This window comes from Sphingomonas sp. (assembly GCF_964263785.1).
Taxonomy (GTDB): Bacteria; Pseudomonadota; Alphaproteobacteria; order Sphingomonadales; family Sphingomonadaceae; genus Sphingomonas.
Map to the genome: position 1 here is coordinate 1 of NZ_CAXVWL010000048.1, position 22,107 is coordinate 22,107.

Annotated in this window: 19 protein-coding genes; all 19 read right to left on the reverse strand. The window is 72.5% G+C overall.

Annotated elements, in window-relative coordinates:
- Positions 1 to 501 (reverse strand): DUF4157 domain-containing protein (locus ACE5C1_RS06045; RefSeq protein WP_374943161.1); only part of this gene is annotated, 501 nt, incomplete at its 3' end.
- Positions 498 to 1,853 carry a DUF6519 domain-containing protein gene (locus ACE5C1_RS06050; protein WP_374943162.1) on the reverse strand — a complete coding sequence of 452 codons (1,356 nt, stop codon included), beginning with the start codon at positions 1,851 to 1,853 and terminating at the stop codon, positions 498 to 500. The genes ACE5C1_RS06045 and ACE5C1_RS06050, both read right to left, overlap by 4 nt.
- A 12-nt stretch (positions 1,854 to 1,865) precedes the next feature.
- Complete coding sequence (locus ACE5C1_RS06055; RefSeq protein ID WP_374943163.1) at positions 1,866 to 4,091, reverse strand: hypothetical protein; 2,226 nt, start codon at positions 4,089 to 4,091, stop codon at positions 1,866 to 1,868.
- An 11-nt stretch (positions 4,092 to 4,102) separates the two neighbouring features.
- A complete protein-coding gene (locus ACE5C1_RS06060) occupies positions 4,103 to 7,234 on the reverse strand; it encodes a putative baseplate assembly protein (protein WP_374943164.1) in 3,132 nt (1,043 codons plus the stop codon).
- A gap of 50 nt (positions 7,235 to 7,284) precedes the next feature.
- Positions 7,285 to 9,903: a putative baseplate assembly protein gene (locus ACE5C1_RS06065; protein WP_374943165.1), complete on the reverse strand. Its 2,619-nt coding sequence runs from the start codon at positions 9,901 to 9,903 to the stop codon at positions 7,285 to 7,287.
- On the reverse strand, positions 9,900 to 10,277 hold the full coding sequence (locus tag ACE5C1_RS06070; protein WP_374943166.1) for a GPW/gp25 family protein: 378 nt from the start codon (positions 10,275 to 10,277) through the stop codon (positions 9,900 to 9,902). Before ACE5C1_RS06070 ends, ACE5C1_RS06065 begins: the two co-directional genes overlap by 4 nt.
- 7 nt (positions 10,278 to 10,284) lie before the next feature.
- On the reverse strand, positions 10,285 to 10,608 hold the full coding sequence (locus ACE5C1_RS06075) for a hypothetical protein (RefSeq protein WP_374943167.1): 324 nt from the start codon (positions 10,606 to 10,608) through the stop codon (positions 10,285 to 10,287).
- Positions 10,609 to 10,619: 11 nt separating this feature from the next.
- Positions 10,620 to 11,159: a phage baseplate assembly protein V gene (locus tag ACE5C1_RS06080; protein WP_374943168.1), complete on the reverse strand. Its 540-nt coding sequence runs from the start codon at positions 11,157 to 11,159 to the stop codon at positions 10,620 to 10,622.
- Positions 11,156 to 12,283, reverse strand: a complete 1,128-nt coding sequence (locus tag ACE5C1_RS06085; RefSeq protein ID WP_374943169.1) for a hypothetical protein — start codon at positions 12,281 to 12,283, stop codon at positions 11,156 to 11,158. Before ACE5C1_RS06085 ends, ACE5C1_RS06080 begins: the two co-directional genes overlap by 4 nt.
- Positions 12,276 to 12,614 carry a LysM domain-containing protein gene (locus ACE5C1_RS06090; RefSeq protein WP_374943170.1) on the reverse strand — a complete coding sequence of 113 codons (339 nt, stop codon included), beginning with the start codon at positions 12,612 to 12,614 and terminating at the stop codon, positions 12,276 to 12,278. Before ACE5C1_RS06090 ends, ACE5C1_RS06085 begins: the two co-directional genes overlap by 8 nt.
- On the reverse strand, positions 12,611 to 13,258 hold the full coding sequence (locus ACE5C1_RS06095; protein WP_374943171.1) for a hypothetical protein: 648 nt from the start codon (positions 13,256 to 13,258) through the stop codon (positions 12,611 to 12,613). Before ACE5C1_RS06095 ends, ACE5C1_RS06090 begins: the two co-directional genes overlap by 4 nt.
- On the reverse strand, positions 13,255 to 14,445 hold the full coding sequence (locus ACE5C1_RS06100) for a DUF4157 domain-containing protein (RefSeq protein WP_374943172.1): 1,191 nt from the start codon (positions 14,443 to 14,445) through the stop codon (positions 13,255 to 13,257). The genes ACE5C1_RS06095 and ACE5C1_RS06100 overlap by 4 nt, the downstream gene beginning before the upstream one ends.
- Positions 14,442 to 14,693 carry a hypothetical protein gene (locus ACE5C1_RS06105; protein ID WP_374943173.1) on the reverse strand — a complete coding sequence of 84 codons (252 nt, stop codon included), beginning with the start codon at positions 14,691 to 14,693 and terminating at the stop codon, positions 14,442 to 14,444. The genes ACE5C1_RS06100 and ACE5C1_RS06105 overlap by 4 nt, the downstream gene beginning before the upstream one ends.
- Positions 14,690 to 16,735 carry an ATP-binding protein gene (locus ACE5C1_RS06110; RefSeq protein ID WP_374943174.1) on the reverse strand — a complete coding sequence of 682 codons (2,046 nt, stop codon included), beginning with the start codon at positions 16,733 to 16,735 and terminating at the stop codon, positions 14,690 to 14,692. Before ACE5C1_RS06110 ends, ACE5C1_RS06105 begins: the two co-directional genes overlap by 4 nt.
- On the reverse strand, positions 16,732 to 17,991 hold the full coding sequence (locus ACE5C1_RS06115) for a DUF4255 domain-containing protein (protein ID WP_374943175.1): 1,260 nt from the start codon (positions 17,989 to 17,991) through the stop codon (positions 16,732 to 16,734). Before ACE5C1_RS06115 ends, ACE5C1_RS06110 begins: the two co-directional genes overlap by 4 nt.
- On the reverse strand, positions 17,988 to 18,884 hold the full coding sequence (locus tag ACE5C1_RS06120) for a hypothetical protein (RefSeq protein WP_374943176.1): 897 nt from the start codon (positions 18,882 to 18,884) through the stop codon (positions 17,988 to 17,990). The genes ACE5C1_RS06115 and ACE5C1_RS06120 overlap by 4 nt, the downstream gene beginning before the upstream one ends.
- Positions 18,881 to 19,591 carry a hypothetical protein gene (locus tag ACE5C1_RS06125; protein WP_374943177.1) on the reverse strand — a complete coding sequence of 237 codons (711 nt, stop codon included), beginning with the start codon at positions 19,589 to 19,591 and terminating at the stop codon, positions 18,881 to 18,883. Before ACE5C1_RS06125 ends, ACE5C1_RS06120 begins: the two co-directional genes overlap by 4 nt.
- Before the next feature lie 70 nt (positions 19,592 to 19,661).
- Positions 19,662 to 20,186, reverse strand: coding sequence for a phage tail protein (locus tag ACE5C1_RS06130; protein ID WP_374943178.1), 525 nt, complete (start codon positions 20,184 to 20,186; stop codon positions 19,662 to 19,664).
- Between the two features lie 10 nt (positions 20,187 to 20,196).
- Positions 20,197 to 21,999, reverse strand: a complete 1,803-nt coding sequence (locus ACE5C1_RS06135) for a phage tail sheath family protein (protein WP_374943179.1) — start codon at positions 21,997 to 21,999, stop codon at positions 20,197 to 20,199.
- Positions 22,000 to 22,107: the final 108 nt, after the last annotated feature.

Sequence of the window (22,107 nt, forward strand, 5' to 3'; positions counted from 1 at the left end):
CGCGGCTTCCTCGATGACATGGTGGTTGTCGTCGCTGAAACAGGCTAGCGCAGGAGTGGCGACCGGCTGCGGCGCGGGCGCCCGCCGCCCCGCCGCGACCCGGCCCGCGGCCTGCTCCGCGGCGCGTTCCTCGGCTGCACCCGCGGTGCGCAGGCGTCCGTCCGGGCCGGGCGCGGCGGCGCCCGACTGCTGCACGACATGCGCGAGTTCGTGCGCGAGCAGGCGCCGCCCCGCGGCGCTCGCCGGATCGTGGCGCATCGCACCGAAGGCGACATGGTGGCCGACGGTATAGGCGCGCGCGCCGATCGCCTGCGCGGCGCCCGCGGCTGCGGCATGGGTATGGACACGCACCCGGCCGAAATCGTGCCCGAACAGCGGCTCCATCTCGGCGCGCGTGGCGCGGTCCAGCGGTTGCCCCGCCGATGCCGACACGCCGGCCAGCGCGCGTTCGGCGGGGCGCACCGGCGCGGCTGCGGCCTGAAGCGCACGCTGTCGCGTCATTGCGCGAGCGGCGTGATCGTGCGGCGCAGGTCGCGAAGCAGGCCGAAGCGCCCTTGCGGATCGAACTGGACGATCCCCAGCGGCGCCAAATGCCGGTCGATCCCGTGCGGTTCGACCGCGACCGGCCCGTTCGCGTCGCTGGGCCAGAGCACGTCGCCGATCTCGGTGCGCGCCGGAATCAGCCAGTAATCGCCCGCCCGGTAGCGTGCCGCGCCCGCCTCCCCGCCCGCTTCGAAGCGGATCGAGATGCCGTCCTCCAGCGCGATCCATTCGCCCTCGACGATGCCGATCGCGCCGCCGACGATGTGACCTGCTCCCGCCGACGCAGGGCGCTGGCGGTGGTCCCAGCGGCGCAGCACGACGTCGCCCGCCCCCGCATCCAGCCCCGGCGCGGTGTCGACGTCGATCTCCACCGCCTCGCCGTCGTAGCGGGTGACGCGGACCAGCGGCGCAGGCGCGCCCAGCCGCTGCTCCGGCCCCTCCACCGAGACGAAATCGCCGGCGTCCAGCCCGAAGCGCGCGTCGTGCCATCCCTCGGCCAGGCGGATGCGCTTGCCCTCGATCGCGTCGACCGCGAACAGCACCGATCCGTTCTCGCGCGACCAGACGAACGTCGCGCGCTCGGCAGCGGTGCCGCCCTGCCGGATCTCGACCCGGTAGAGCTGGTTCTCGATGCCGCGATAGGCCGCGGTCGGCGAGACCAAGCATGGATCGTCGCTCTCGGCAGCGGCCGGATCGACCGCGCGTGCGGTCAGGCGTCCGCGGGCTGGCGGCAGGATCGCCGTGAGGAGGGCGCCTGCGTCGCCGGTCTCGCGCAGATTGCCGTCGTCCTCGCGCTCCAGCGGCGCCAGGCGGACCGCCCAGGCGACCTGCGCGCGGCTCGCGGTATCCTGGCCGAGCAGCGCGACCTCCGCGAGCCGCCGCGGATCGTTGCGCGCGAGCGCGCCGTCGTGCTCGAGCGCGCTGACGTGGCGCTCCCAGACGTCGAGATAGGCGAGGAAATCTCCCGGCTTGGGCTGTTCCGCGCGGGCTCCGGGCTGGCCGCGATGGTCGGCGACGTCGCCACGGTAATGGACCGGGTCGCCATTCTCCACAGCCACGCCGTCGACGTAATAGCGCCCCGGTCCGATCGCGAAATCGAAGCCGAGCTTTTCGGATTCCGCCAGCGCGAACGCGCCGGCGGTGCCGCCGTGCGGGCCGATCAGGTCGGCGGCGAGGCGGCGCAGAAGGTGGAGCTGGATCGCCTCGCCCTCGTTGCCGTCCGCGTCGATGCGGACCCGCCCCTGCTGCTGGAGCACGCGGGTGAAACCGGCGAGGGGATCGAAGCTATCGCGGGAAAAATCGCCTCTCATGGTGTCGTCCTTTCAGTCCGCGAAGAGGATGCCGGCATCGACATCGGCCGGGGCGAACTCCGCCAGCCGCTGCGCGAGTGCGTCCAGGCGCCAGGGATTGCCGAGGTGGTGGAACGCGCCCATCTCGCCGCGGTCGCCGGCGCCGCGCACGATCGCAGGGTCGCAGCGGCGGTGGAGCCGGGCGTAGGCGGGGGTGCCGTAGCGCAGGCTGTCGAACATCGGACGCACCGTGCCGCTCGCCGGGTCCGCGCGGACCGGACGCGGCTCGTCGCCGTCGGTCTCCCGAAGTACCGGCGCACGCGTAGCGGGGGCATCGCGATCCTCAAGAGGAATGGCGATCTTCCTTGCGGCAGCCGGCTCGACGTCGGCCAAGTCGGGCTGGCAGCGATAGCGGCGCGGGGTGCGCGAATGCGGCGCGACGTAGCAGAAGCGCAGGCACCCGCGCTGCCGCCGCGCGACCGTCATCGCGCCCAGGAACAGGCTGTCCTCCCCCAGGTCGATCTGGTGCGTCATCACCCGGCCGATGATCGTCGCGCGCACGACCTCCAGCCGCGCGAAGGCGAGCCGGCTGCCCGCCGCGCCGATCGCCTCGCATTGCGGATGGTCGCAGTCGATGCCGGTTGCGTCGACGATGCTGTCGCGGATGCGCACGCGCACCGGATCGGTCGTCACCTCATCGGTGTTGACCTGGATCGATCCGGTGATGCTGTGGTCGACCGTGATGCACGCGCCGCAGTCGATCGCCTCGATGCTCGGTTCGGACGGCCGCCGCGGATCGCAATGCGGCCCCAGCGCCCAGCCGGGTACCAGCGTGGAATGGCGCAGCGTGAAGGAGGCGAGATCGCCCTCGAGCTGGATGCCGCGCCCGAACACCAGCAGGCCGTCGAGCACCAGCCGGCTGCCGCTCTCGCCGTGGACGAAGAAATTGTCGGCCTGGCTCACCTGCCAGTCGAGCAGCCGCAGTACCGGCCGCCGCGCCTGCCCTGCGCGGATCTGCAGGCTGTGGCCTTCGCCGAGATAGAGGGCGAGCGGCAGGGTGTAGATGCCGCTGTCGTCGATCTCGATGACGTGGTCGGCGGGCTGGTTCGGGTCCGCCGCCAGCGTGCCGTCTTCGGCGGCGGCGCCCTGCCACGGGCGCAGCGCCTGCTGCAACTGCTCCAGCCCGCGCACCACCTCCACGCTCGCTTCGGGCGCGCGGCGCATCGGCCGGGTATATTCGCCACCGCCGAGCCCCGCGCTGAAGCCGGTGTAATAGCTGACCCGCACCTGCCGCCGCGGGATCTGGCGCGGCGGAAAGGCGATGCGGCCGAGTTCGGGATCGACCGCGACATGGCCGCGCGGCGGCTGGTAGCGCCAGCCTTCGAGGTTGGCGGGGATGATCCGCTCGGCCGGGATCAGCCCGTCGGCGCCCCCCGCATCGCCCCAACCGGGTGCGCGGATGGTGAACCCCGCAATCCGTCCATCATCATCGACTTGGGCGAAATGCGCGGCCGCCCGGGCGTAACGGGTGCCGCGCCGCTGCGGCAGCGCCAGCGTGTGGCGGGTGAGCCGCAGCGGCCGGTCGTACAGCTCGTCGGTGCGCAGGAACAGCGGCATGTCGGCGGCCAGCGCCGAGAAGGTGAAGCAATGCGGCCCCGCTTCCTCTCGGCAGGCGGCGGGCTGGTCGGTGACGGGCAAGCTGCGCAGCCGCCAGACCTGCAAGCCCACCTCGCCCGGCCCCGGCGTTCCTTCCTCATTCCGGCCGCGCGCGCTGCGCAGGTCGGGCAGGCGCGCGGCGCGATCCTTCCAGCCGCCCAGTTGCGCCAGCGTGGCCCGCGCGCGCAGGTCGATGCTGCGCCCGCGCTCGGTGCGCGCGAAGCGCAGGGACCGGGTCTGGTCGAGCCGCTCGCCACCTTCCACCGCGCGCGCGGGCCAGCCCGCGACCCCGTCCGCCAGCTCCTCCAGGAGTCGCGCATTGCCCTTGCGCCGCCGCCACGCGATCAGCCGCCCGACCTCGCGGCGGACCGAGGCATTCTTCGCCCTCGCCGGTTCATAGCCGACCAACTCGCCGATGTACGGCGCGACCCAATCCTCGCAGGTCTCGATAAACCAATTGTCGTAGGTGCGGTCGATGTCCGCTTCGATCAGCGCGGCCTGTTCGGTGACGATCTGGAGCAGCGCGCGCAGCGGCTCGCCCGCGTCCGCATCGCGGCGGCGGTGGATCGCGGGGAGGAGGCGGTAGATGGCATCGGGGTCCATGGTCGCGTCCTTCACGTCTGCTGGTTGAGCGCGATCGTCTGCTCGCCGGTGCCGAGCAGGGCGACGATCTGCGCCGGCGACACCGCGCCATTCGCGCCGGCACGCGCAGGCCGTGCCACGATCACTTCGGTGACGCCGTTCAGCGCATCGGCGGCGGCCTCGATCGCATCGGGCTGCGGCACGCTGTCGGCGGCGATCGCGGGCAGGCCGCCGAACAGGTCGAGGTGGACCCGCGTCACGCCGGGTACGCGCTGGATCAGCGCGACGACCTCGCTCGCCGCCAGCGCCTGCCCGAAGTCGCGCGCGTGATAGCCGAGCGCCTGCGCCAGCGCCGCGCGCACGTCCGCCGAGACCCGCTCCCAGCGGCGGTCCGCCGCGATCCGCACCCGCGCCTCCACCACCACCGGCACCAGCGCACGGCCGGCGACCGCGATCGGCAGCGACGGGTCGCCCAGGTCGCGCAAGGCGGTGCGCAGCGCACGCAGCAGATCGGATTCGAGGTCGATCGCCGCATCGTCGATGCCGCCGAGCGTCAGGTGGACGACCCGCCGCCGCCCCACCGGCAGCAGCGCCGCGGTCGCCTTCTCGATCCCCGCGAAACCACGCGCGAAATCGGCATAGTCCTTGAGCGACACCAGCCGCCCCAGCGCCGCCGAGGCGATCGGCACGTTGCGCCGGATCAGCTCGGGCGCTTCGGGGTCGGCGCCGCCGGTCGCGGCGACTGGGTTGACGACCGCGCGCACCCCCAGCGGCCGGTCGGCCAGTTGCGACACCTGACCGGCGATCAGGTTGCCCGATATGCCCAGCCCCTCGCGGTACACCGCGTCGATGTTGAGCGTGCCGGTCGGCAGCCGCGCCCCCTCCCGCCCGTCGCCGAAGCGGATCAGCGTGGTGCCGTCGGCGCGTGCCGTCTCGGTATAGATCCGCTCGCCCGCACCGCGATCGACGAAGCTGTCGGCGCGCGTCCAGGCGATGTCCTCGACACGGATGGCGACGGTGCTCGCATCCCCCGCGGGCGTCGCGGCGGGCAGATGGGTGACGGGGGCGTGCTTGAGGACGAAGGCCTGGTTGGCGACGGCGGCGTCGCCGTTGCCCAGCGGCTCGCGCCGGGTCTGGCCCTGTGTCGCCCGGACGACGTTGCCGTACACGCTCAGCGTCTCGCGGCGGTAGCAATAGGCGAGCGGGCGTTCGAGCGTGATCGTCGTGTAGCCACGCGCGGCTGTCGCCGCTCCATCCCCGCCCTTTTGCCCGCCGCTGCCCGCGGTCGTGTGGCTGACCGCGGCGATCATCGCGATCTCCGCTGCGGGTACCCCGACGACCCCCGGGATGTCCGCACGCTCGCCGCCGACCGCGACGAGCCGCCCGGGCTCGAGCCCGATCGCGAGCACGTCCAGCGCGATGCCGCCGGTGCCGTCGCACAGCGGCTCGGCAGAGGGTGCGTCGGCCAGCGCCAATTCCTCGCTGCCCGCATAGACCGCGGTGCGACGGACGACCGCGAAGCTGTCGTCGTCGGGCACGTTCGCGACGGCGGTGTTGGTGAGCGCGATGACGCTGCCGTTCGCCTGCATCTCGGCATAACGGAGCCACGGCCGGTCGAGCCGCACCTGCGTACTCTCGCCCGACAAGCCGTAGGCGGCGCGGGTCAGCCTGGCGAACACCTCGCGCGCCTGCGCCACGACGGCGCCACCGGCCGGCTGGACGAAGGGCGAGGTGATCGCCGCGGCACGCTCGTCGATCAGCAGCCACGATCCGGGCACGACCGCGTCATAGGCGGCGTCGAGATGCAGGATGTCCTCCTCTTCGGTGCGCGCCGGACGGACCAGGCTCCAGTCGCCCAGGTCGCGCGTCGTCGTGGTGATCTCGGTGTCGGACCCGGCGCGCGACTGGACGGTGGCGGTGCGCCGGGGCGCGTTGCGGCCGAACACCCCGGCCTGCGCCCGGAGCGCCCACACCCGCAGCGCCGGCGCGTCGTCCGCCTCGCGAAAGCCCGCCAGCGCGGGGGCGAGCGTCTCGGCGAGCCGTGCATTGGCACCGGCCAACAGCGCCAGCGTGCCGCCGCTCGATGCGCGCAGCCGCGCGCGCGCGTCCCCGGCCAGGCTGCTGGCGCTTGCCGGTGGCTGCGACGGTTGCGCGAGCAGGCGGCTCCACAGCGCGGTGGCGTCCTGCGGCGGGTCGGCGGTGTCGCCGTCGTCGCTTTCGTCGAGCCGGTCAGTCAGCGCGCTCTCCACCGCCTTCAGCCACTTGCGCCCAGGCGGCGACACCTGCGTGGCGAGGCGTTTGTGCACCTGCTCGCGCAGCGCGTGCAGCGCCGCGGGATCGTCCTCGTCAACCAGCGCCAGCTCGCTTTGCACACCCGCGATCGCCGCATCCTTGGGCGCCTTGGCCAGCAGCGCCGCGGCGAAGTCCGACACCCCGCTCCAACGCTGCAATGCCACCAGGGTGCGCCCGGCCGCCGCGTCCTCGCTCACCGAGACGATGCGAAAGGCGCGCGGCTCTTCCCCCTCCCCGGCGATCAGCAACGGCTGGCCCGCGCGCAGCCGCGTGGCCGTGCCCGCCAGCCACAACCCGTCCTTGCCGATGTCGGCCAGTCGCTGCGGCGTGCCCCGGCGCACCGGCAGGCGGTTCCACGCGCCGCTCGCGAGCAAGGGTTCGGACGTCTCGAAATCCTGCGGCAGCTGCCCCTGCCCCGGCACCGATTGCGACCGCGTGCCCGCCGGGATCACGATCGGCTGCGGCATCAGCGGATCGAGGTCGAAGGCGAGGCAGGTGCTCGACCCCAGGCCCGGGCGTGGCCGGTAGCCGGGCAGCACCGCCAGTTCGTGGAGCGAGCGCAACTGGGTGGCGGTGCGCAGATAGCCTTCGTTGGCGATCCGCTCGTTGTAGAAGGTCAGCACGTCGCCGACCGCCGCCCAGGCATCGAGCAGCGCGGGCGTCGCATCGTCGCTGCGCGCGGTGAGCGCCGCGAGTGGGCGGGTGCGAACCACCCCCGGCGCTTCGCCCTCGACGATGGCCGGCGTCTCCAGCACGTGCGAGGTGAGCCGCGCCTGGAGGCTCGCCAGGAAGCTGCCGTGGGTGCCGATGCGGTAGCGCAGCCGCGACAGCCCCGGCCGGTTCTCGCGCGCCTCGGGCACCAGCACCGCCACGCCCTCGCAGCACCCGCAAGTGTCGCCACCGCCGGACTCGCATCCGCAACTCATCGCCCGCCTCCCATCCGCAGCGTCAGCGTGCCCCGGCCGGGCGAGCGGGGATCGTCGGCGAGCACCGGCACCTGCTGCGCGCCCAGGCGCAGCACGCCCGTATCGAGCTCCCCGTCGTCGCCCGCGAACTGCCGCTCCAGCCGGTCGAGGTGGACGTGCGCCACGCCTTGCACCGCTTGCGCAGCGGCGATCAGGCGGCTTGCGGCGATCTCTGCGCCGAACGTCCAGGCATCGGGCGCGAACAGCCCCTGCGGCCCGAGCGCCCGCCGCACTGCCGGGCCGACCGCCTCGCGTAGATACCCCGGCGCGATGCAGACCGTCATCGCGACGACGACCGGCACCTCGCGCGCCGGCAGAACGCGGACGTCGTGGCCGATCCGGCGGAACGCCTGCAGGTGAGCCGTGATTGCGGCGATCAGCCCAGGCGCGGGCGTGCCGCCGCCGATCGGGTCTATCGTCACCTGCACCTCCCACGCCGCGCCCGAACGCCGCATCGCCGCGGCGGCGCGCTGCACCTCGGCCGAAAAGTCGCGCTCGACGATCGCGGCATAGTCGGCAGGCGTCACTGCACGCTCCAGCCGGCTGCGGTACCGGTGCGGCGCGGCGAGCCTGGCATGCATGACCGGCTCGGGTGCGGTCCCGCCGGTCAGCGGCAGCGGATTGCGGACCGACACCGCGATGCCGTCGGGAAAGCCGTTGCGGAACACGACCAGCCCCAGCGCATCGCTGCCCAAGTTCGTCCCCGCGCCGTTGCCGGTGCGATAGGCGGCCGTGAACCGCTCGCCCGCGCGCGGCGCGGCGCCGCAATCGCCGTCCCCGAAACGCAGCCACGCGACGCGGTCGTCGTCGACCTCGACGACGAAGTGACGGTCGTCCGGGCCGCTGCCGAGCAGATCGGCCACCGCCGTCCAGGCACGCGGATCCTCGTCGCCCAGCGTGCCGGTCAGCCGGATCGCGGGCAGCGCCGCGGCGGGGTCGGGGTCGGGGTCGGGGTCGGTCTGGACGATCCGCGCGGCGGCGGCGCTGCGGCAATCGCCACGCCAGCGCGGCACCGGCAGCGCAAAGGTCAGGTCCGGCGCGGGCAGCCGCGGACGGTAGCGGCCGGCACGCTCGCGATCCTCCGCCGGCTCGCAATCGCTGGCGCAGACCGGATCGATGCCGTCGGCCGGCACCGGCGGCAGGTCGACCGTACGGCTCGCCCCCGCCGACACGAGGGTAACGTTGCCATAGGCGACGCTGATCCCGTCGCGCCACGTGCAGTCGGGCGCCGCGCCGACCGCGTCCAGGCAGAGCGCGAACGGCAGCGCGTCTTCGGCGCACCATTCGACCTCCCACACCAGGGTGCCGGTGAGCCGGTCGACGCCGCGGACCGCATGCGTCAGCCGAACGGCGTGGCGGTGCGCAGGATCGGCATCCTCGGCGCGGCCGGTGCGCGGGCCCAGCACCTCCGCGAATACGAGAACCTGGCCCGCGGCGAGACCCAGGATATGCTGGGGGCCGGGCCCCTGCTCGCCCTCGGCCGGTGCAGCCGCCGCGCCGCGCTTCTTCTTGGCCGCGGGTTGCGTCGCAAGCGGGGCGGCGGCTTCCACGGGCGGTACGGAGCCCGGATCGAACAGCGTCGCGCGGGTGGTGCCGCGCGGCAGGCGGCAGCCGGTTTCCTCCCATCGGTAGAAGCCGATGACGTTGCGGGCTTCACGCAAGATCACCGGCGCGTCGCCCGCGATCTCGTAAGCAGGCTGGTCCGGCTGCGCATGCTCCAGATACCGGACGACCGGCACCGCCGCCTCGCCCACCCCCGGCACGGGAGCGGTGAGCAGCACCGCCGCGGGGTCCAGCGTCAGATCGCCGCCGGTGACGGTGAACGCCGCCCAGCCGCGCGCCGCCGCGCCCTCGTGCAGCGCATAGTCGACCAGCCGCGCGTGGCGGCGCACCGAGATGCGCTGTCGCGCGGTGCCGAGATACGCCTCGGTCGCCACCGCGTCCTGATAATAACTGAGCGTGTCCGCGGTCGTGGCGATCGCCTCGACCAGGGTGATGCCGAGGTCGGCCGCATGGCGCTCGCTCCAGTCGGGCAGGGTGAGCGCGAGCCGGTCGAGCATCAGCCGGCGAAACCCCTGGTAGTCGCGTGCGAGATAGTCGATCGGCGGCGCTGAGAACGCAGGCGGCGGGCAGGTGTCGGCGGCCGCGCAGTCGCCCTCGGTCGGACAGCTCGCCTTGAAGTCGAAGGCGACGCCGGCGTATCGCGGATCGAAGTCGTCGGGCACCAAAGTCGGCTTGCCGCGAGGATCGAGCGCGCGGACCAGCAGGCGGTACTCGCTGGAATCGCCCGGACGGTCGAGCCAGACCGTCATCACATCATCCAGCCCCTCGTCCTCGCCGCGATCGACCCGGATGTCGCGGGTGGCGACCGCGCGCTGCCCGGGGCCGCCCTCGACGATGACGTTGGCGGGCGCCAGCCATTCGGGCGCATGCCCCAGGAAGGTGACGCGCAGCGACGTCTGGCCTGCGTCGACCTCCACTTCGTCGAGGCCGTTTAGCGCCGCCCGGCGCACGGCGGCACGGCGCGGCGCATCGCACCGGGCCTGGCCGGGGCCTTGATCGGGCGACGCGCTCATGTCCCAGGCTCCGTGATGGGGATGATCGCGCCCCGCGCGGCGCCGCTCTCCCGGATGACATAGTCGAGCCGGACGGACAGCCGCTCCTCCTCGGCCACGATCGCCAGCGCGCGGACCTCGATGATGTCGCCCAGGTGGCGTTGCAGCGCGGCACGGGTGGTGAATTCCAGTGCGGTCGCCAGTTCCGGGCTGTTCGGCGCGAACACCGCCTGGTGGAGGCCGCTGCCGAGATCGGGGCGCATCACCCGCTCGCCCGGACGGGTCAGCAGCAGCTGCTCGATCATCTGCGCGACATGCGCGTCGCGGGGCGCCTGCGCGGTGTGGCCGCGGGCATCAAATGCGAAGGGGAATGCGAAGGGGAAGGCGATGTCCATTGCCGCCTCACATCATCGTCACGCGCGCGAACGGCGCGACCGCGATCATCGGCGTGCCGCTCGGCGCGCACAGCGAAGGCGCGGGCGCGATCACCAGCGGCTGCCCGTTGGACAGCACCCGCGTCGTCCCCGCCAGCCACTGTCCGGTGACGCACGGGCCGTTGGCGGCGGGCGGCGGCGGCAGCGTGCACCCCGCGATCGCCCAGGGCGGCGGTTGCAGCACGCTGGGCTGCCCGCCCAGCGTCACGCGCAGGTTGGGCGCGCTTGCGGTCGCCTGGCCCGCGTGGGCACACAGCACGGTCGAACCGAACGGGACGGGAGAACCGGGCATCGTTCCTCCTTTCAGGTGACGGCGAGCGCGCCGTTGTTGATGGTGACGGTCGGGCCGACCAACGCGATCGACGCGCCCTTGCCGTTGTCGATGTAGATGCCGCTGTCGTTGACCACGATCGTCGCGCGGGTGGCGCTTTGCAGCACCACGCCGCCGGTGACGGGAGTGGGCGGCGCGTCGCTGATCACCAGCGCATGCTGGCCCAGCGACTGAATCACGATCGCCGGATCGCCGGGCAGGCCCAGCGCGCTGCCCGGCGGCAGGTCGGACGGCGCGCCCCAACGGCAGCCGACCCACACCGGGTAATTGGGATCGCCCTGCTCGAACTCCACCCACACGCCCGCACCGATCGGCGGCACCAGATGGGTGCCCATCGGCGGCCCGGTCGGCCCGGCCAGCGGCGTGCACGCCTCCGCCCAGGTCGACGGCACCGGGCCGTAGACGTCGGGGACGAGCAATTGCAGCCGCCCGCGCAGCATCGGATCGGCATTGTTGACGACCGTCGCGCGGTACTTGCCGATGAAGCGGCCGGCGGGGGCGGACGTCGTCATGGCACCACTACCGGCGTGTTGGAGACCATGCCGTCGCGCGAGAGCTGGAACCGCTGCTTGTATTCGCCGGGTTTAAGGCTGTGGGTGACGCTGTCGACGTAATAGAAGCCGTCGTAGGTCAGGCCGGCGCCGCGCACCCCCACCAGCATCCGCGGGCTCAGGATCGCGCCATATGCGGCGACATCCAGCGTCCCCTGTCCGCTCACCGCGTCGGCATTCTGCATCGCGATGCCCAGCGCTCGCTTCGCCGCCTCGGCCGGGGTCAGCCGCGCGGTATCCTCGGCGAAACCGACGCGCGCAGGGATGTTGGGGCGCGCGCCGAGCGGCAGGTGCAGCGGGTTGGCGGCGGGCACGACGATCGGCACCGGCACCTTGTGGGTGGCAGGATCGTAGATCAGCATAACCGTCGTCTTCTTGGCCAGCCCCTCCAAGCTGAAGCCGAACTGCTCGACGTTGGTCTCCGAATCCATGTCGACGCTGAGCGCGGGCTGCGGGATCGGCAGGCGGTAGTCGGGGCCGAAATAGCCAAAGCTCTGCCCCGGCAGCGGTCCGGGCTCGATAAAGAAGACATAGCCGCTCTGCGCCGCCAGTTCGCGCAGATACGCCCGGTCGGTGCAGTTCTGCGTGTCGAACCGCTCGGTCGGCGTGTCGGCGTTGACGACCGGCGGCGGCACGACCGCGGGCACCACCCCGAACGCCGCATAGCGCGCCAGGATCGTCGCCACCCGCGCCGCATCGGGCATCGCGGGATAGGGTATGCGCAGCTCGACCAGGTCCATCAGCACGCTGACATCCTCGCCGGTGAGCGTCAGCGCGCTTTCGCCGGGCCTGTCGCCGGGTTGCAGCTCCTGGCGGGTGACGATGCCGTCCATCAGCACCTTCGGCAGGCCCCTGAAGACCACCGCGATGACGACCCGCGTCACCACCGGATCGAAGAAGCCGAGCGGCAGCATCGCGAGTTGCAGCGGCGAGGTCTTGCCGAGCGCGAGTTTGAGCTGAAAGCCGCTGCGGTCGCGCCCGCCGGTCACCTCGACCGACAGGATCGCCTCCATGACGGGCAATGGCGCTGGCAGCGGCGCGGGCGCGGGACCGATCAGCAGGACGAGTTGCGCGGCGTCAAACACCGCCACCTCCCGGCATGCCGAGCGGCATCGGGATGAGCAGGCGGCGGCCCGGGGCTGCGAGGAGGTCGACAGGGTTCATCGCCCGGTTGGCGTCGGCCACGCGCCACCACAATTCGGCGTCGCCGATCTCGGCCGCGGCGATCACGTCCAGCCGGTCGCCGTCCGTCACGACGCGCCGGCGCAACGCGACCATCGCCGACGGATCGGGCAGCAGCCGCCGGTCGAGATAGCGCACCGCCTGCCCGTCCGCCGAGGTCGTCGTCAGGATTGCGGCGTCCCTGTAGCGGCTGTTCGCGGCAAAGCGGTAGGAGTCGAGCGGCGACGGCGTCATAGCTTCAACCCCGAAAGGATGCCGAGATCGTTGGCGAGGTTGGAGACCGCGAGCGCCTCCTTGGCGATCTGGTGCGCCAGGAACAGCGCGCGGCCGGGCGAGGTCAGCGGCTGGTCACGGTAGGTGAGCACCTCCAGCGTCAGATCGACCTTGGCGCGGATCGGGTTGAGCAGCGCGTCATACGCCTCCTCAGCGATAGAGATCGACGTCACCCGCACCGGCAGCACACGGGTGGGCCCCCAGATGAACAGGATCATCGGGCCGGTCGCGGGCAGAATCTCGATCGTGCCGAGCGCAGCCAGCGCCATGTTGGCGATCACAACAAGGCTCTTGGGATAGAGCATCATCTCAAGCGCGGCGAGCGTCGGGGTGATGCCGGTCGCAACCGCAAGCGGGTTCGCCTCTTCCAGCGCATCGGTGGCGTCGATCTCGACGCCCAGCGTGATCGTCTCCTTGGGGGGACCGGCCAGGCGGTACGCCTCGCCCTTCTCGCCCGCCGAGCTGCCCGCGCCCTGCGGCTCCAGCCGCCGCGTCATCGTGTCGGGATTGTACTGGAACGCCACCACGCTGGCGAGCGGGTTCGCCGGGTCGAGCCCGACCAGCGCCCCCCTGATGAGCCGCGGCGCGAAGGGAACCGAGCTCATGGCGCCGCCCCCGCCCCAACCCCCGCCGCGGCCGGCACGGGGGTTGCGGGCGCGCGTTCGCGGGCGAGCAGGTCGCGGTAGGCCTCCGGAGTCATCCGTTCGTTGGTGCCGCGGATGACGACCTCGAACCGCGCCTGGAACGTGCCCCGTTGCGCGCCGCCCAGGTTACGGCTGCGCAGGCGGATGAAGTCGCCGCGAGTGCTGCGGAAGATGCGCTGCGCGAAGTCGATCGCGCGCAGCGTCGGATCGCCGAAGAAATCCTGCATCAGCGCCAGTTCCGCCCGGAAGCCCGCCCGGTGGCCGCGGTCGAAGTCGGCTGGTGAAAAGTCGGAGCCCATCCGCCGCGCGTAGTTCGGCGTCCGGCTTCGCTCGGTCAGGAAGTGCAGCAGCTCGTCCTGAAGCGCCAGATCGTCGGCGGCGAGCAGGTCGTCGATGTCGACGTAGCCGGTCGCGAAGCTGTCCACGCCCACCGCCGTGTCGAACGGCCCCGGCACATTGACCTCCCCGGTCATCATCCCCTGTCGGTTGGTCATCCGCATCGGGATCACGTCGCCGGACTTCATGATATTCCCGATGCGGCGATCGAACTCGGACATGGTACCGAAAGGGTTCTCCGTCGCCCGGAGCACCCCGCCGTCTCCGACCGAGAAGATCAGCGCCGTCGAAATCGCGTTGAGCCGCGCGATCAGCTCGGGCACCCGCGCCATGCCGGAGAACTCGCCACGCCCGACATCGCGAATCTCGATGCGGCGCTGGACCCCGCGCGCCGCGGCGGGTTGCGCGCTTGCGCGCCGCCCGGCGGCAATCGCCTGCGCGGCACCGTCGGCCGCTGCCTCGTGAGCGGCGCCCGGCGCGGTGCCGCCGCCGCGCTGCTGCACCACGTGCGCCAGCTCGTGGCTGAGCAGTCCCTTGCCCGCAGCGCCCGTGAAACCGGCATGACGCGACGATGCGACGATGTCGTCGCCCAGCGCATAGGCCTGCGCACCCAGCGCATGCGTCGCCCGATCGGCGCCGGGGCCGCTGTGGATGCGCACGCCGCCCAGGTCATGGCCGAAGCCGCGCTCCATCTCGGCGCGCGTGCCCTGATCGAGCGCGCGACCGGCGCCCAGCCCCGAACGCGCCCGCGCCACCATCGACACCGGTGGCCGAGGGGCCGTGCGCGGCCGGACATGGAGATGCGTGCTCACCGGCCGCCTCCGGCACCGTGAACCGCGGTGTGCACCGCCTCGCCCAGCCGCGCTCCCAGGCCGGCTCCCGGGCCTTCGCCGGCGGCAAGGTGGAGCGACATGCGGTCGACCGCGCCGCCCTGCACCCCTTGCGCCCCGCCCGCGAAGCGTCGCGCCAGCTCCGCCTCGAGCCCCGCACGGATCGCCAGCGGATCGACGGGGCCGGGGGCGTCGACGATCAGGTGGCCAATCTCGACCGACAGCGTCATCGCATCCCCCTGGCGATCGGCACGACGCGGAAATCGGCTTCGGCGACCGGCCGGTCGAGCTTGCGGAGTTCGCGCCTGGCCGCCTCGAACAGGTGATCCATTGTCACCGGCGTTCCCGCGGCGGCCGCGTCGAAGCTCGCGCCGAGCGCCACCGCATGGATGTCGCCGCCGCTCAGGTCGAGCTGCGCCAGCCGCGCGACGTCGAGCGCCTCGACCGGCGCCGCGGCGGGCAGCGCGCGTGCCCAGATCCGCCGCCGCTCCTCCACGTCCGGGTAGGGGAAGTCGACGATGAAGCGCAGCCGGCGCGTGAACGCCGGATCGAGCGAGGTACGCATGTTGGTGGTCAGGATCGCGACGCCGGTGAAGGCCTCCAGCCGTTGCAGCAGATAGTCGATCTCGATGTTGGCATAACGATCGTGGCTGTCCTTGACCTCGCTGCGCTTGCCGAACAGCGCGTCCGCTTCGTCAAACAGGAGCACGCCGCCGCCGCGCTCCGCCATGTCGAAGACGCGGGCGAGCTGCTTTTCGGTTTCGCCGATATATTTGCTGACGACCGAGGCGAGATCGATGCGGTAGAGGTCGAGCTCCAGCGCGTTGGCGATCACTTCGGCGGCCATCGTCTTGCCGGTGCCGCTCGGCCCGGCGAACAGTGCGCTGATGCCCAAGCCCCGGTTGAGCCGCTCGCGGAAACCCCAATCGTCGTAGACGCGCCCGCGCTGGCCGACCTGCCCGATCAGCGCGTCGATCAGCGCCATCTCGCGGGCGGGCAGCACCAGGTCGTCGCGGCGCGCGCGCGCCTCGACGCGCCCGACCAGACCGCCGTCTGCGGGACGCGTCTGCTCGCGAGCGGTTCCCCACACCTCGGCGTCGCCGGCGCTCGCGGCCTGCGCGGCGATCGCTTCGATTTCGGCGGTGCCGAGCGCGAAATGCTCCGCCAACCGGACGGCGAGCGCATCGCGTCCCTCGCCCAACGCGCGGGCCCATGTTTCGCGCTGCTCGGCCGGGGTCGGCAGCGCGACCGCGACCTGCGCCAGCCGCCCGAAATCGAGCACCACCGGATCGTCCGTCGCCACCGCGACGAACCCGCCGGTCCGGCCGGCGAAATGCCGCAAGGCATTCGCGTCGCCGCCCTCGTCCGCCTCGACCAGCAGCCCGAGCGGCGCCAGCAGCGTCTCGCGGTGCCAAAGGCGCGCGAGCGCTCGCACCTGCGCCACATCGGCGGGCAGCATGTCCACGCCCAGGCGGTACAGCGCCAGCCCGGCCGCGCCGGCCGCGACCGCCGCGACACGGCGCTTGCCCGCCCGGTCCGGCCCGGTTAACGCAACCACCCCCGCACCCGCGGCGATACCGCCAAGCGTCTCCGCCGCGTGGCGCTGCGACGGCGGCAGCCGCTCGGCGGCGTCGGACGGCACCGGCGTCACGAACGGCGCGATCCGCTCGTCCAGATGGAACACGCCCCTGGCGAAGCTGACCACGCGCTCGTCGGCGACGATGGGCGCGGTGGCCCGTGCGGCAAGGCCCGCATCCTCCAGACGGACGAGTTGCCAGGCGCGCAGCGGCCGGTCGGGTGATGCGGCGTTCCATTCGGGATCGTCGAACAGCGCGGTCGCCGTCGCAAAACTGGGTGTTCGGTCCTGACGCGCGAACAGCGCCGGTTCGATCTCGCGGGCGACCGCCAGCAGCAGCGTGTCGCGCTCGAACGGGGTGAGGCTCAGCCGCTCGGCAAGCTCGGCCAGCGCCGGGCGCGGCTGCCCGTCGCCTGCCGCCGTCAAGGCTTCGGCGGCTTCGCGCTCGCCCGCCGCGACGGTCCCGGCATCGGTCGCCGCCGGGTTGGGCAGGAGGAGCGCAGGCGTGGTGCGGGTGGATGCGTCACCACGCCACAGCCGTCGCCCCGCGGGCGCTGCCCCGGGCACCGCCGCCGCCGCAACGGGCTTCGCGCCAAGCTCGGCGACGGCGTCCAGGCGTAGCGCGATGCGGCACCGCAGCCACTCGACGGCGGCGGCAAGGTAGACGCGGTTGTTCTCCTGCCAGTCGGCGCTCATGACACGTGCACCCGTTGCGCGTCGTCGAAGGCGAAGGCGCCCGCCGGCGCGTCGAAAAGGACCGGCTGGCTCGCAACGCCATCGACCACCAGCACCGCCAGCGTCCCGTCAGCGACCGTCGCGCCATCGACGGCGAAGGACAGCGTGCCGGTGGCGGCCGGATGGGGATCGGCCGCGACCTCCAGGGCGCCCAAGCGGAGCAGCGCACGCTGCGCGGGGCCCACCTGCGGCAGGCAGTCGACGGCGAGCTGGGTAACCCCCGAGCCCGGCAGCGGATCGGGCGCCAGCGCGACGATTCGCGGCGCCAGCAGCATCGGCGCGACGTCCGAACGCTGTACGTCCCCGCCGCGCGTGACGGTCAGCCGTAGCCCGGCGGGACCCGCCACCAGCGCCGCGGCCGCCGCTGGGTCGTCCGGTACCAGGACAAGCGCCTTGCCGTCGCTACCGAGCGTCGCCGGGCAGGCGAACGCCAGCCCATGTCCGCCGACGATCTCGGCGCTGAGCGCATCGCCGGCGATGCGCGTGCCGGTGACGCGGATGGCGCCGCCCGGCATCGCGGCGGTCATCGACGGCGGGAGCGGCACGCGATCCGCGAGCGCCGCGGGGCCGAACCATAGCGCGTCGATGGCCGGCGGCAGCGCGGCACTCGTCTCCGGTCCGCGATCTTCGGGGCCGCGGCGCAGCACCGGCGTCGCGGGCTGCACGCCGCCCAGCGCGTCGATCTGGACCACCTCCGCCTGCCAGGCGGTGGACAGCACGAACGGCGTCTGGATCATCACCGACCACAGCCGCGACATCTCGTCGAGCGTCATCGGCAGGGCCGAGAACTTCACCCGCGCCGGTCCTGCCGCCAGGTCGGAGCCGGCGAGCACGGCATGGCCCGCAAGCGCATCTGCGATGTCGCCCGCCAGCAGCATCGGCGTGGCATTCAGGTCGCGGATCACCGCGCCGAGCATCCGATCCGGCTCGAAGCTCGCGTCGTCGCCGTAGAAGCTGACCAGATAATGGAGCGCGACCGGTGCGCTCGGGCGGCGGACGACGGCGCCTGCCGGGCTGCGCTGCGGCAGGTCCTCGTTGCGCAGCGCCGCATAGGGCAGCGCCTGATAGAGATAGATGTTCGCTTGGCGCAGATTGGCGGCGGGCGCGAGCGGCCGGCCGAAGCGCAACCCGGTGCCCGGCACCGCACCCTTTGCCGAAGCGTGGACGATGTTGCCCAGCGCCGCGGTGACCGTCGCGATGGCCAGGTGGTTGCTCACGGCCGCGACCGCGATTTCAGATAGGCGTCGAGGCTGAGCGCGGGCGCGGCGGCGGCCTTCGCGCGCGCGGGCCGCGGCGTATCCGCGGGCGTACGCACCTCCAGCCGGTGGATGACGATGCTGACATCGGGCGCGCGCTCGGCAGCCGCGGGCGTCATCCGGCTTTGCGGACGCGCGGACGGGGCCACCATCGCGCTGAGTTGGCCTGCCATCTGCGGAGCACGGGGCGGCGGCGGTTCGGCGAAGCGCGGTTCCGCGCGATCCCCCGCGCCGGACGATGGCGCCGCCACGTCCCGCGGCTCGGACGCCGCGGGCCGCACCGCGGTGCTCACCATATCGAGTAGGGTCATCGCCTCCGGGCCTGCGATCGGCGAGGTGGCGAGCGCCGCCGTTTGGCCCGAGTCGCGCGAAACGGACGCGCTCGCCGGGCGCCGCGGCGGAATGGGCCTCGCGCGCGGGGCCTCGAGCGTGCCGACGTCGTCCGGTGGCGCGAACGGCGCCGCTGCTGCGGAGCGAGGATGCGCTCGCTCGACCCGCGCGCCGGTCAGCGGCGCGCGCACCGGTTCCGGCACTACGGCAGCAGCCTTTCCGGTCCCGCGCGCCGGCACCCGCTCCCAATCGGGCTCGTTCGCTTGCCCGATCCCCGTTTCGGGCTCCGGCGCGTCTTGCCGGGACGCTGCTATCGGCAGCAATGGCGCCACCCGCGGCGCCGGTTCCCGCTGCAAAGGATCACGCCCGGGGTCCGCATCCTGCTCGACGAACGCGCCCGGTCGATCGCTCCACTTGGCGGCAGGCGGCGGTGCCGTTCCAGCGAAGCGCGGCACCAGCCGCGGGCGCAACCGCGACGGCACCGCGATCGCCCGCTCGGCGAGACGGCCGAGGAAGTCGCTCACAGCGGGGTGCCGGGCGTTCTCCCGACCCTTTCCAGATAGGCGAGCCGGCGCGCCGGCGGCAGGTGGAGGATGTCGCGCTCGGACCAGCCATAGGCGCTCGCCAGGTCGTGCACGTCGTCGAGCAGCGCGTCCGCCCAGCGATCGAGCTCGGACCACAGATGCGCGGCAATGTCGAAAGGCAGCGCAGCGCGGGTGCCGCACAGCGGGCAGGCGACGTCGAGCAGCACGTCGGCCTGCGCGTCGCACGCGGCCAGCGCCGTCGCGACCGCCGCCGCCGCATCCTCGCCCGGCTCGGCTGCGGGCGCGAGAAGACAGCGTTCGAGCAGCGTCGCACGCGCGCCCGCGACCGACCGCCGTGCCTCCGCCGCGAGCAGATCGCGGCTGGTGGGCACCCGCGCGCGCCAGCTCCGCCCCTCCGCCTCCACCTCGACGCGTGCGCCGGTTTCGGCGGCCGGTGCGCGCACCGCACGCAGGTCGAAACCGACCTCGATCGTCTCGCCGCAGCTGTCGCACTCGGACAGGCAATCGACGCCGGTGCCGAACCAGTCCTGGCGCAGCGCGATCAGCCGGGCGTCGCGCGCCCCGACCGGCAGGTCGAGCGGGTCGGCGCCCTCGCCGGGTGTGTCGTGCAGCCCGGCGAGCAGCACCGCGCGTGCGGTCGGCGACCGGTCGCGCCCGGCATCGTGCACGTCGAGAATCGCGGCCACGTCCGCCGACCGGCCGGACCCCGAGGCGCACCCCAAGTCGCACTCTGGCGAAGTCCCGCCCACCGGAGGCTCAGGCCGGTTCGGTGAACGAGGGCTCGGTCGGTTCGCCGATGTCGTAGTCGCGTTCCCAGCCCTCGATCTCGAGCTTGAGGTGCTGGATCAACACCGCATTGGCATTGGCATCGAGGTCCGCGGTCGCCTGGAACTCCGACACCCATGCGCGAAACACCTTGTAGGCGATCGCCAATTGCCCGGCCTCGTTATAGACTTCGATGATCAGGTCCTTGCGGAAATCCTTGAGCGACACTTCCGCGCCCAGCCCGGACCCGAAGTTCCAGACCTTGTTGGCCCATTGCTCGAAATCCTTGTCGTGGGTGACCCCGCGCTCCAGCGTGATCGCCTCGTATTCGGTGCGCCCCGGCGACTTGCGGCTGCTGCTCGGATCGCCGCCGTCGCGGTGCTTGACCACTTCGGTGGTGCGTTTCAGCGCGCTGACCTTGCTGACGCCGGCGACATAGCGATTGTCCCATTTCACCCGGAACTTGAAGTTCTTGTAGGGATCGAAGCGGGTTGCGTTGACGGTGAATTGTGCCACGGCGCCCTCCTCAGGCCTCGCTCTCGACGGTCATCTGTTGCAGGCGAATGATCACGAATTCGGCCGGCTTGAGCGGTGCGAAGCCGACCAGGATGTTGACGATGCCCAGGTCGATGTCGGCCTGGGTGGTGGTCTCGCCGTCGCACTTCACGAAATAGGCGTCGCGCGCCGACGATCCCTGGAACGCGCCCTGCCGGAACAGCCGCTGCATGAAAGCGCCCACGTTCATGCGGATCTGCGCCCATAGCGACGCGTCGTTGGGCTCGAACACGATCCACTGCGTGCCGCGGTACAGGCTTTCCTCGATGAACAGCGCGGTACGCCGCACCGGCACGTATTTCCACGGCGAGGTCAGCCGGTCGTCGCCGACCCGCGTGCGCGCGCCCCAGACTACCCGTCCGGCGGCCGGCAGCGATCGCAGGCAGTTCACGCCGAGCTGGTTCAACCGCCCGTTCTCCAGGTCGGTCATCGGCACGCTCAGTCCCGGCACACCGACCAGGGTCGCGTCGAGCCCGGCGGGCGCCTTCCACACGCCGCGCGCCGCATCGGTGCGCGCGAACACGCCCGCCACCGCGCCGCATGGCGCGAACGCCTCCACTTGGCCCCCGCGCAGCAGATTGGGCTGGAGCAGCCGTGGAAAGAAGATCGCCGCATTCTCCGAGGCGTCGCCGACACCCGAAGCGATCCCCGACACCGCCTGGCTCACATTGCTCCAGGACGACGGCGGATCGACGATCAGCATCGCGCGCCGCGCCTTGCAATAAGCGGTGGCGGCAGAGATCAGCGTGCCGTCGACGTCGTGCCCGTCGTCCAGCGCATGCGGCGGCAGGCACAGGAGATTGAAGAGGTCGGTCTTGTCGAGCGCGTACAGTCCGGTCTTGGCAGCCGCACCGCCCGTCAGGAAATCCGCGGAGCCAAGCACGTCGCCATCGTGCCCGCGGTCGGCGCTCGCGACCTTCGACGAGGTTGCGTCCAGCCATGAGCTGGCGCCGGGCGCAGGGTCGCCGCTTTTCTGGGGACGCGCATTCGGCAACGCACCGTCGGCGACCACCAGCGCCGAACCGTGCGCCAGCACCTTGTCGATCCGCCTAGGATAGTTCGGGTCGACCGAGACGTTGCGAAACAGCTCGGTCGCGCCGGTGGCATCGTCGCGGATCGACAGGTTGAACAGCGATGCCGCCTCAGGCCCGACGACGTCGTGGTCGATCCGCGCGCGCAGCGAATTGCTCCACGCACCCGGCGAGCTTGCCGCGAGGTGGAGGCCCTGGACGGTGAGCTTTGCGGTGGTGACCGCGGCCGCGATCAGTTCCGAGGCCTTGGCCTCCGCAGCATCGGCGACCGCATCCGCATCGGCGCCGGGTACCGCGGCGGTCGCCGCCTGCGCGACCGCGCTGCCCGCCGGCTTCTGCCCGTCGGGAAGCGCATCGGCCGCAGTCGTCGCCGCGGTCACCACGGCCGCAGCGTTGACGGCACCCGCGACCGCGCCGCGCGCCGCCGCCGCAACCGCGTCCGCGCCCGCCTTGCCGTCCTGCGCCTCCTGCGGATCGGGCGAGAACAGCCGCACGATCACCGCCTGGCTGCCGCCGTTCAGGAAGAAGTCGCGCACCGCAAAGCTCATCGGCGATTGCAGCCAGAGCCCGCCAAAGACCCGGTCGAAATCGCCCAGGCCGTTGACGAACACCGGCTCATTCACCGGCCCTTGCCGGGCGCGGCCGACAAAGGCGCAGATCGCGGTCGCGACGCCGGTGATGGCGCGCGTGCCGCTCGGGACCTCCTCGATATAGACGCCAGGATAACTCACCGTCGTCGCCATGTCTCACTCCTGTGCAGACCTGCAGGATCGTGGCGCAACAAGGCAAACCCCGCTCGTCATCGCCAGATGACGGCCGGGAAAGGCCGGTCGATGAAAGCATTCACGGGC

What these genes read in the sequence shown, in the direction of transcription:
- ACE5C1_RS06050 (WP_374943162.1), bottom strand. Translation starts at nt 1,853, where the DNA reads ATGAGAGGCGATTTTTCCCGCGATAGCTTCGATCCCCTCGCCGGTTTC.
- ACE5C1_RS06055 (WP_374943163.1), bottom strand. Translation starts at nt 4,091, where the DNA reads ATGGACCCCGATGCCATCTACCGCCTCCTCCCCGCGATCCACCGCCGC.
- ACE5C1_RS06065 (WP_374943165.1), bottom strand. Translation starts at nt 9,903, where the DNA reads ATGAGCGCGTCGCCCGATCAAGGCCCCGGCCAGGCCCGGTGCGATGCG.
- ACE5C1_RS06070 (WP_374943166.1), bottom strand. Translation starts at nt 10,277, where the DNA reads ATGGACATCGCCTTCCCCTTCGCATTCCCCTTCGCATTTGATGCCCGC.
- ACE5C1_RS06075 (WP_374943167.1), bottom strand. Translation starts at nt 10,608, where the DNA reads ATGCCCGGTTCTCCCGTCCCGTTCGGTTCGACCGTGCTGTGTGCCCAC.
- ACE5C1_RS06080 (WP_374943168.1), bottom strand. Translation starts at nt 11,159, where the DNA reads ATGACGACGTCCGCCCCCGCCGGCCGCTTCATCGGCAAGTACCGCGCG.
- ACE5C1_RS06090 (WP_374943170.1), bottom strand. Translation starts at nt 12,614, where the DNA reads ATGACGCCGTCGCCGCTCGACTCCTACCGCTTTGCCGCGAACAGCCGC.
- ACE5C1_RS06095 (WP_374943171.1), bottom strand. Translation starts at nt 13,258, where the DNA reads ATGAGCTCGGTTCCCTTCGCGCCGCGGCTCATCAGGGGGGCGCTGGTC.
- ACE5C1_RS06105 (WP_374943173.1), bottom strand. Translation starts at nt 14,693, where the DNA reads ATGACGCTGTCGGTCGAGATTGGCCACCTGATCGTCGACGCCCCCGGC.
- ACE5C1_RS06110 (WP_374943174.1), bottom strand. Translation starts at nt 16,735, where the DNA reads ATGAGCGCCGACTGGCAGGAGAACAACCGCGTCTACCTTGCCGCCGCC.
- ACE5C1_RS06135 (WP_374943179.1), bottom strand. Translation starts at nt 21,999, where the DNA reads ATGGCGACGACGGTGAGTTATCCTGGCGTCTATATCGAGGAGGTCCCG.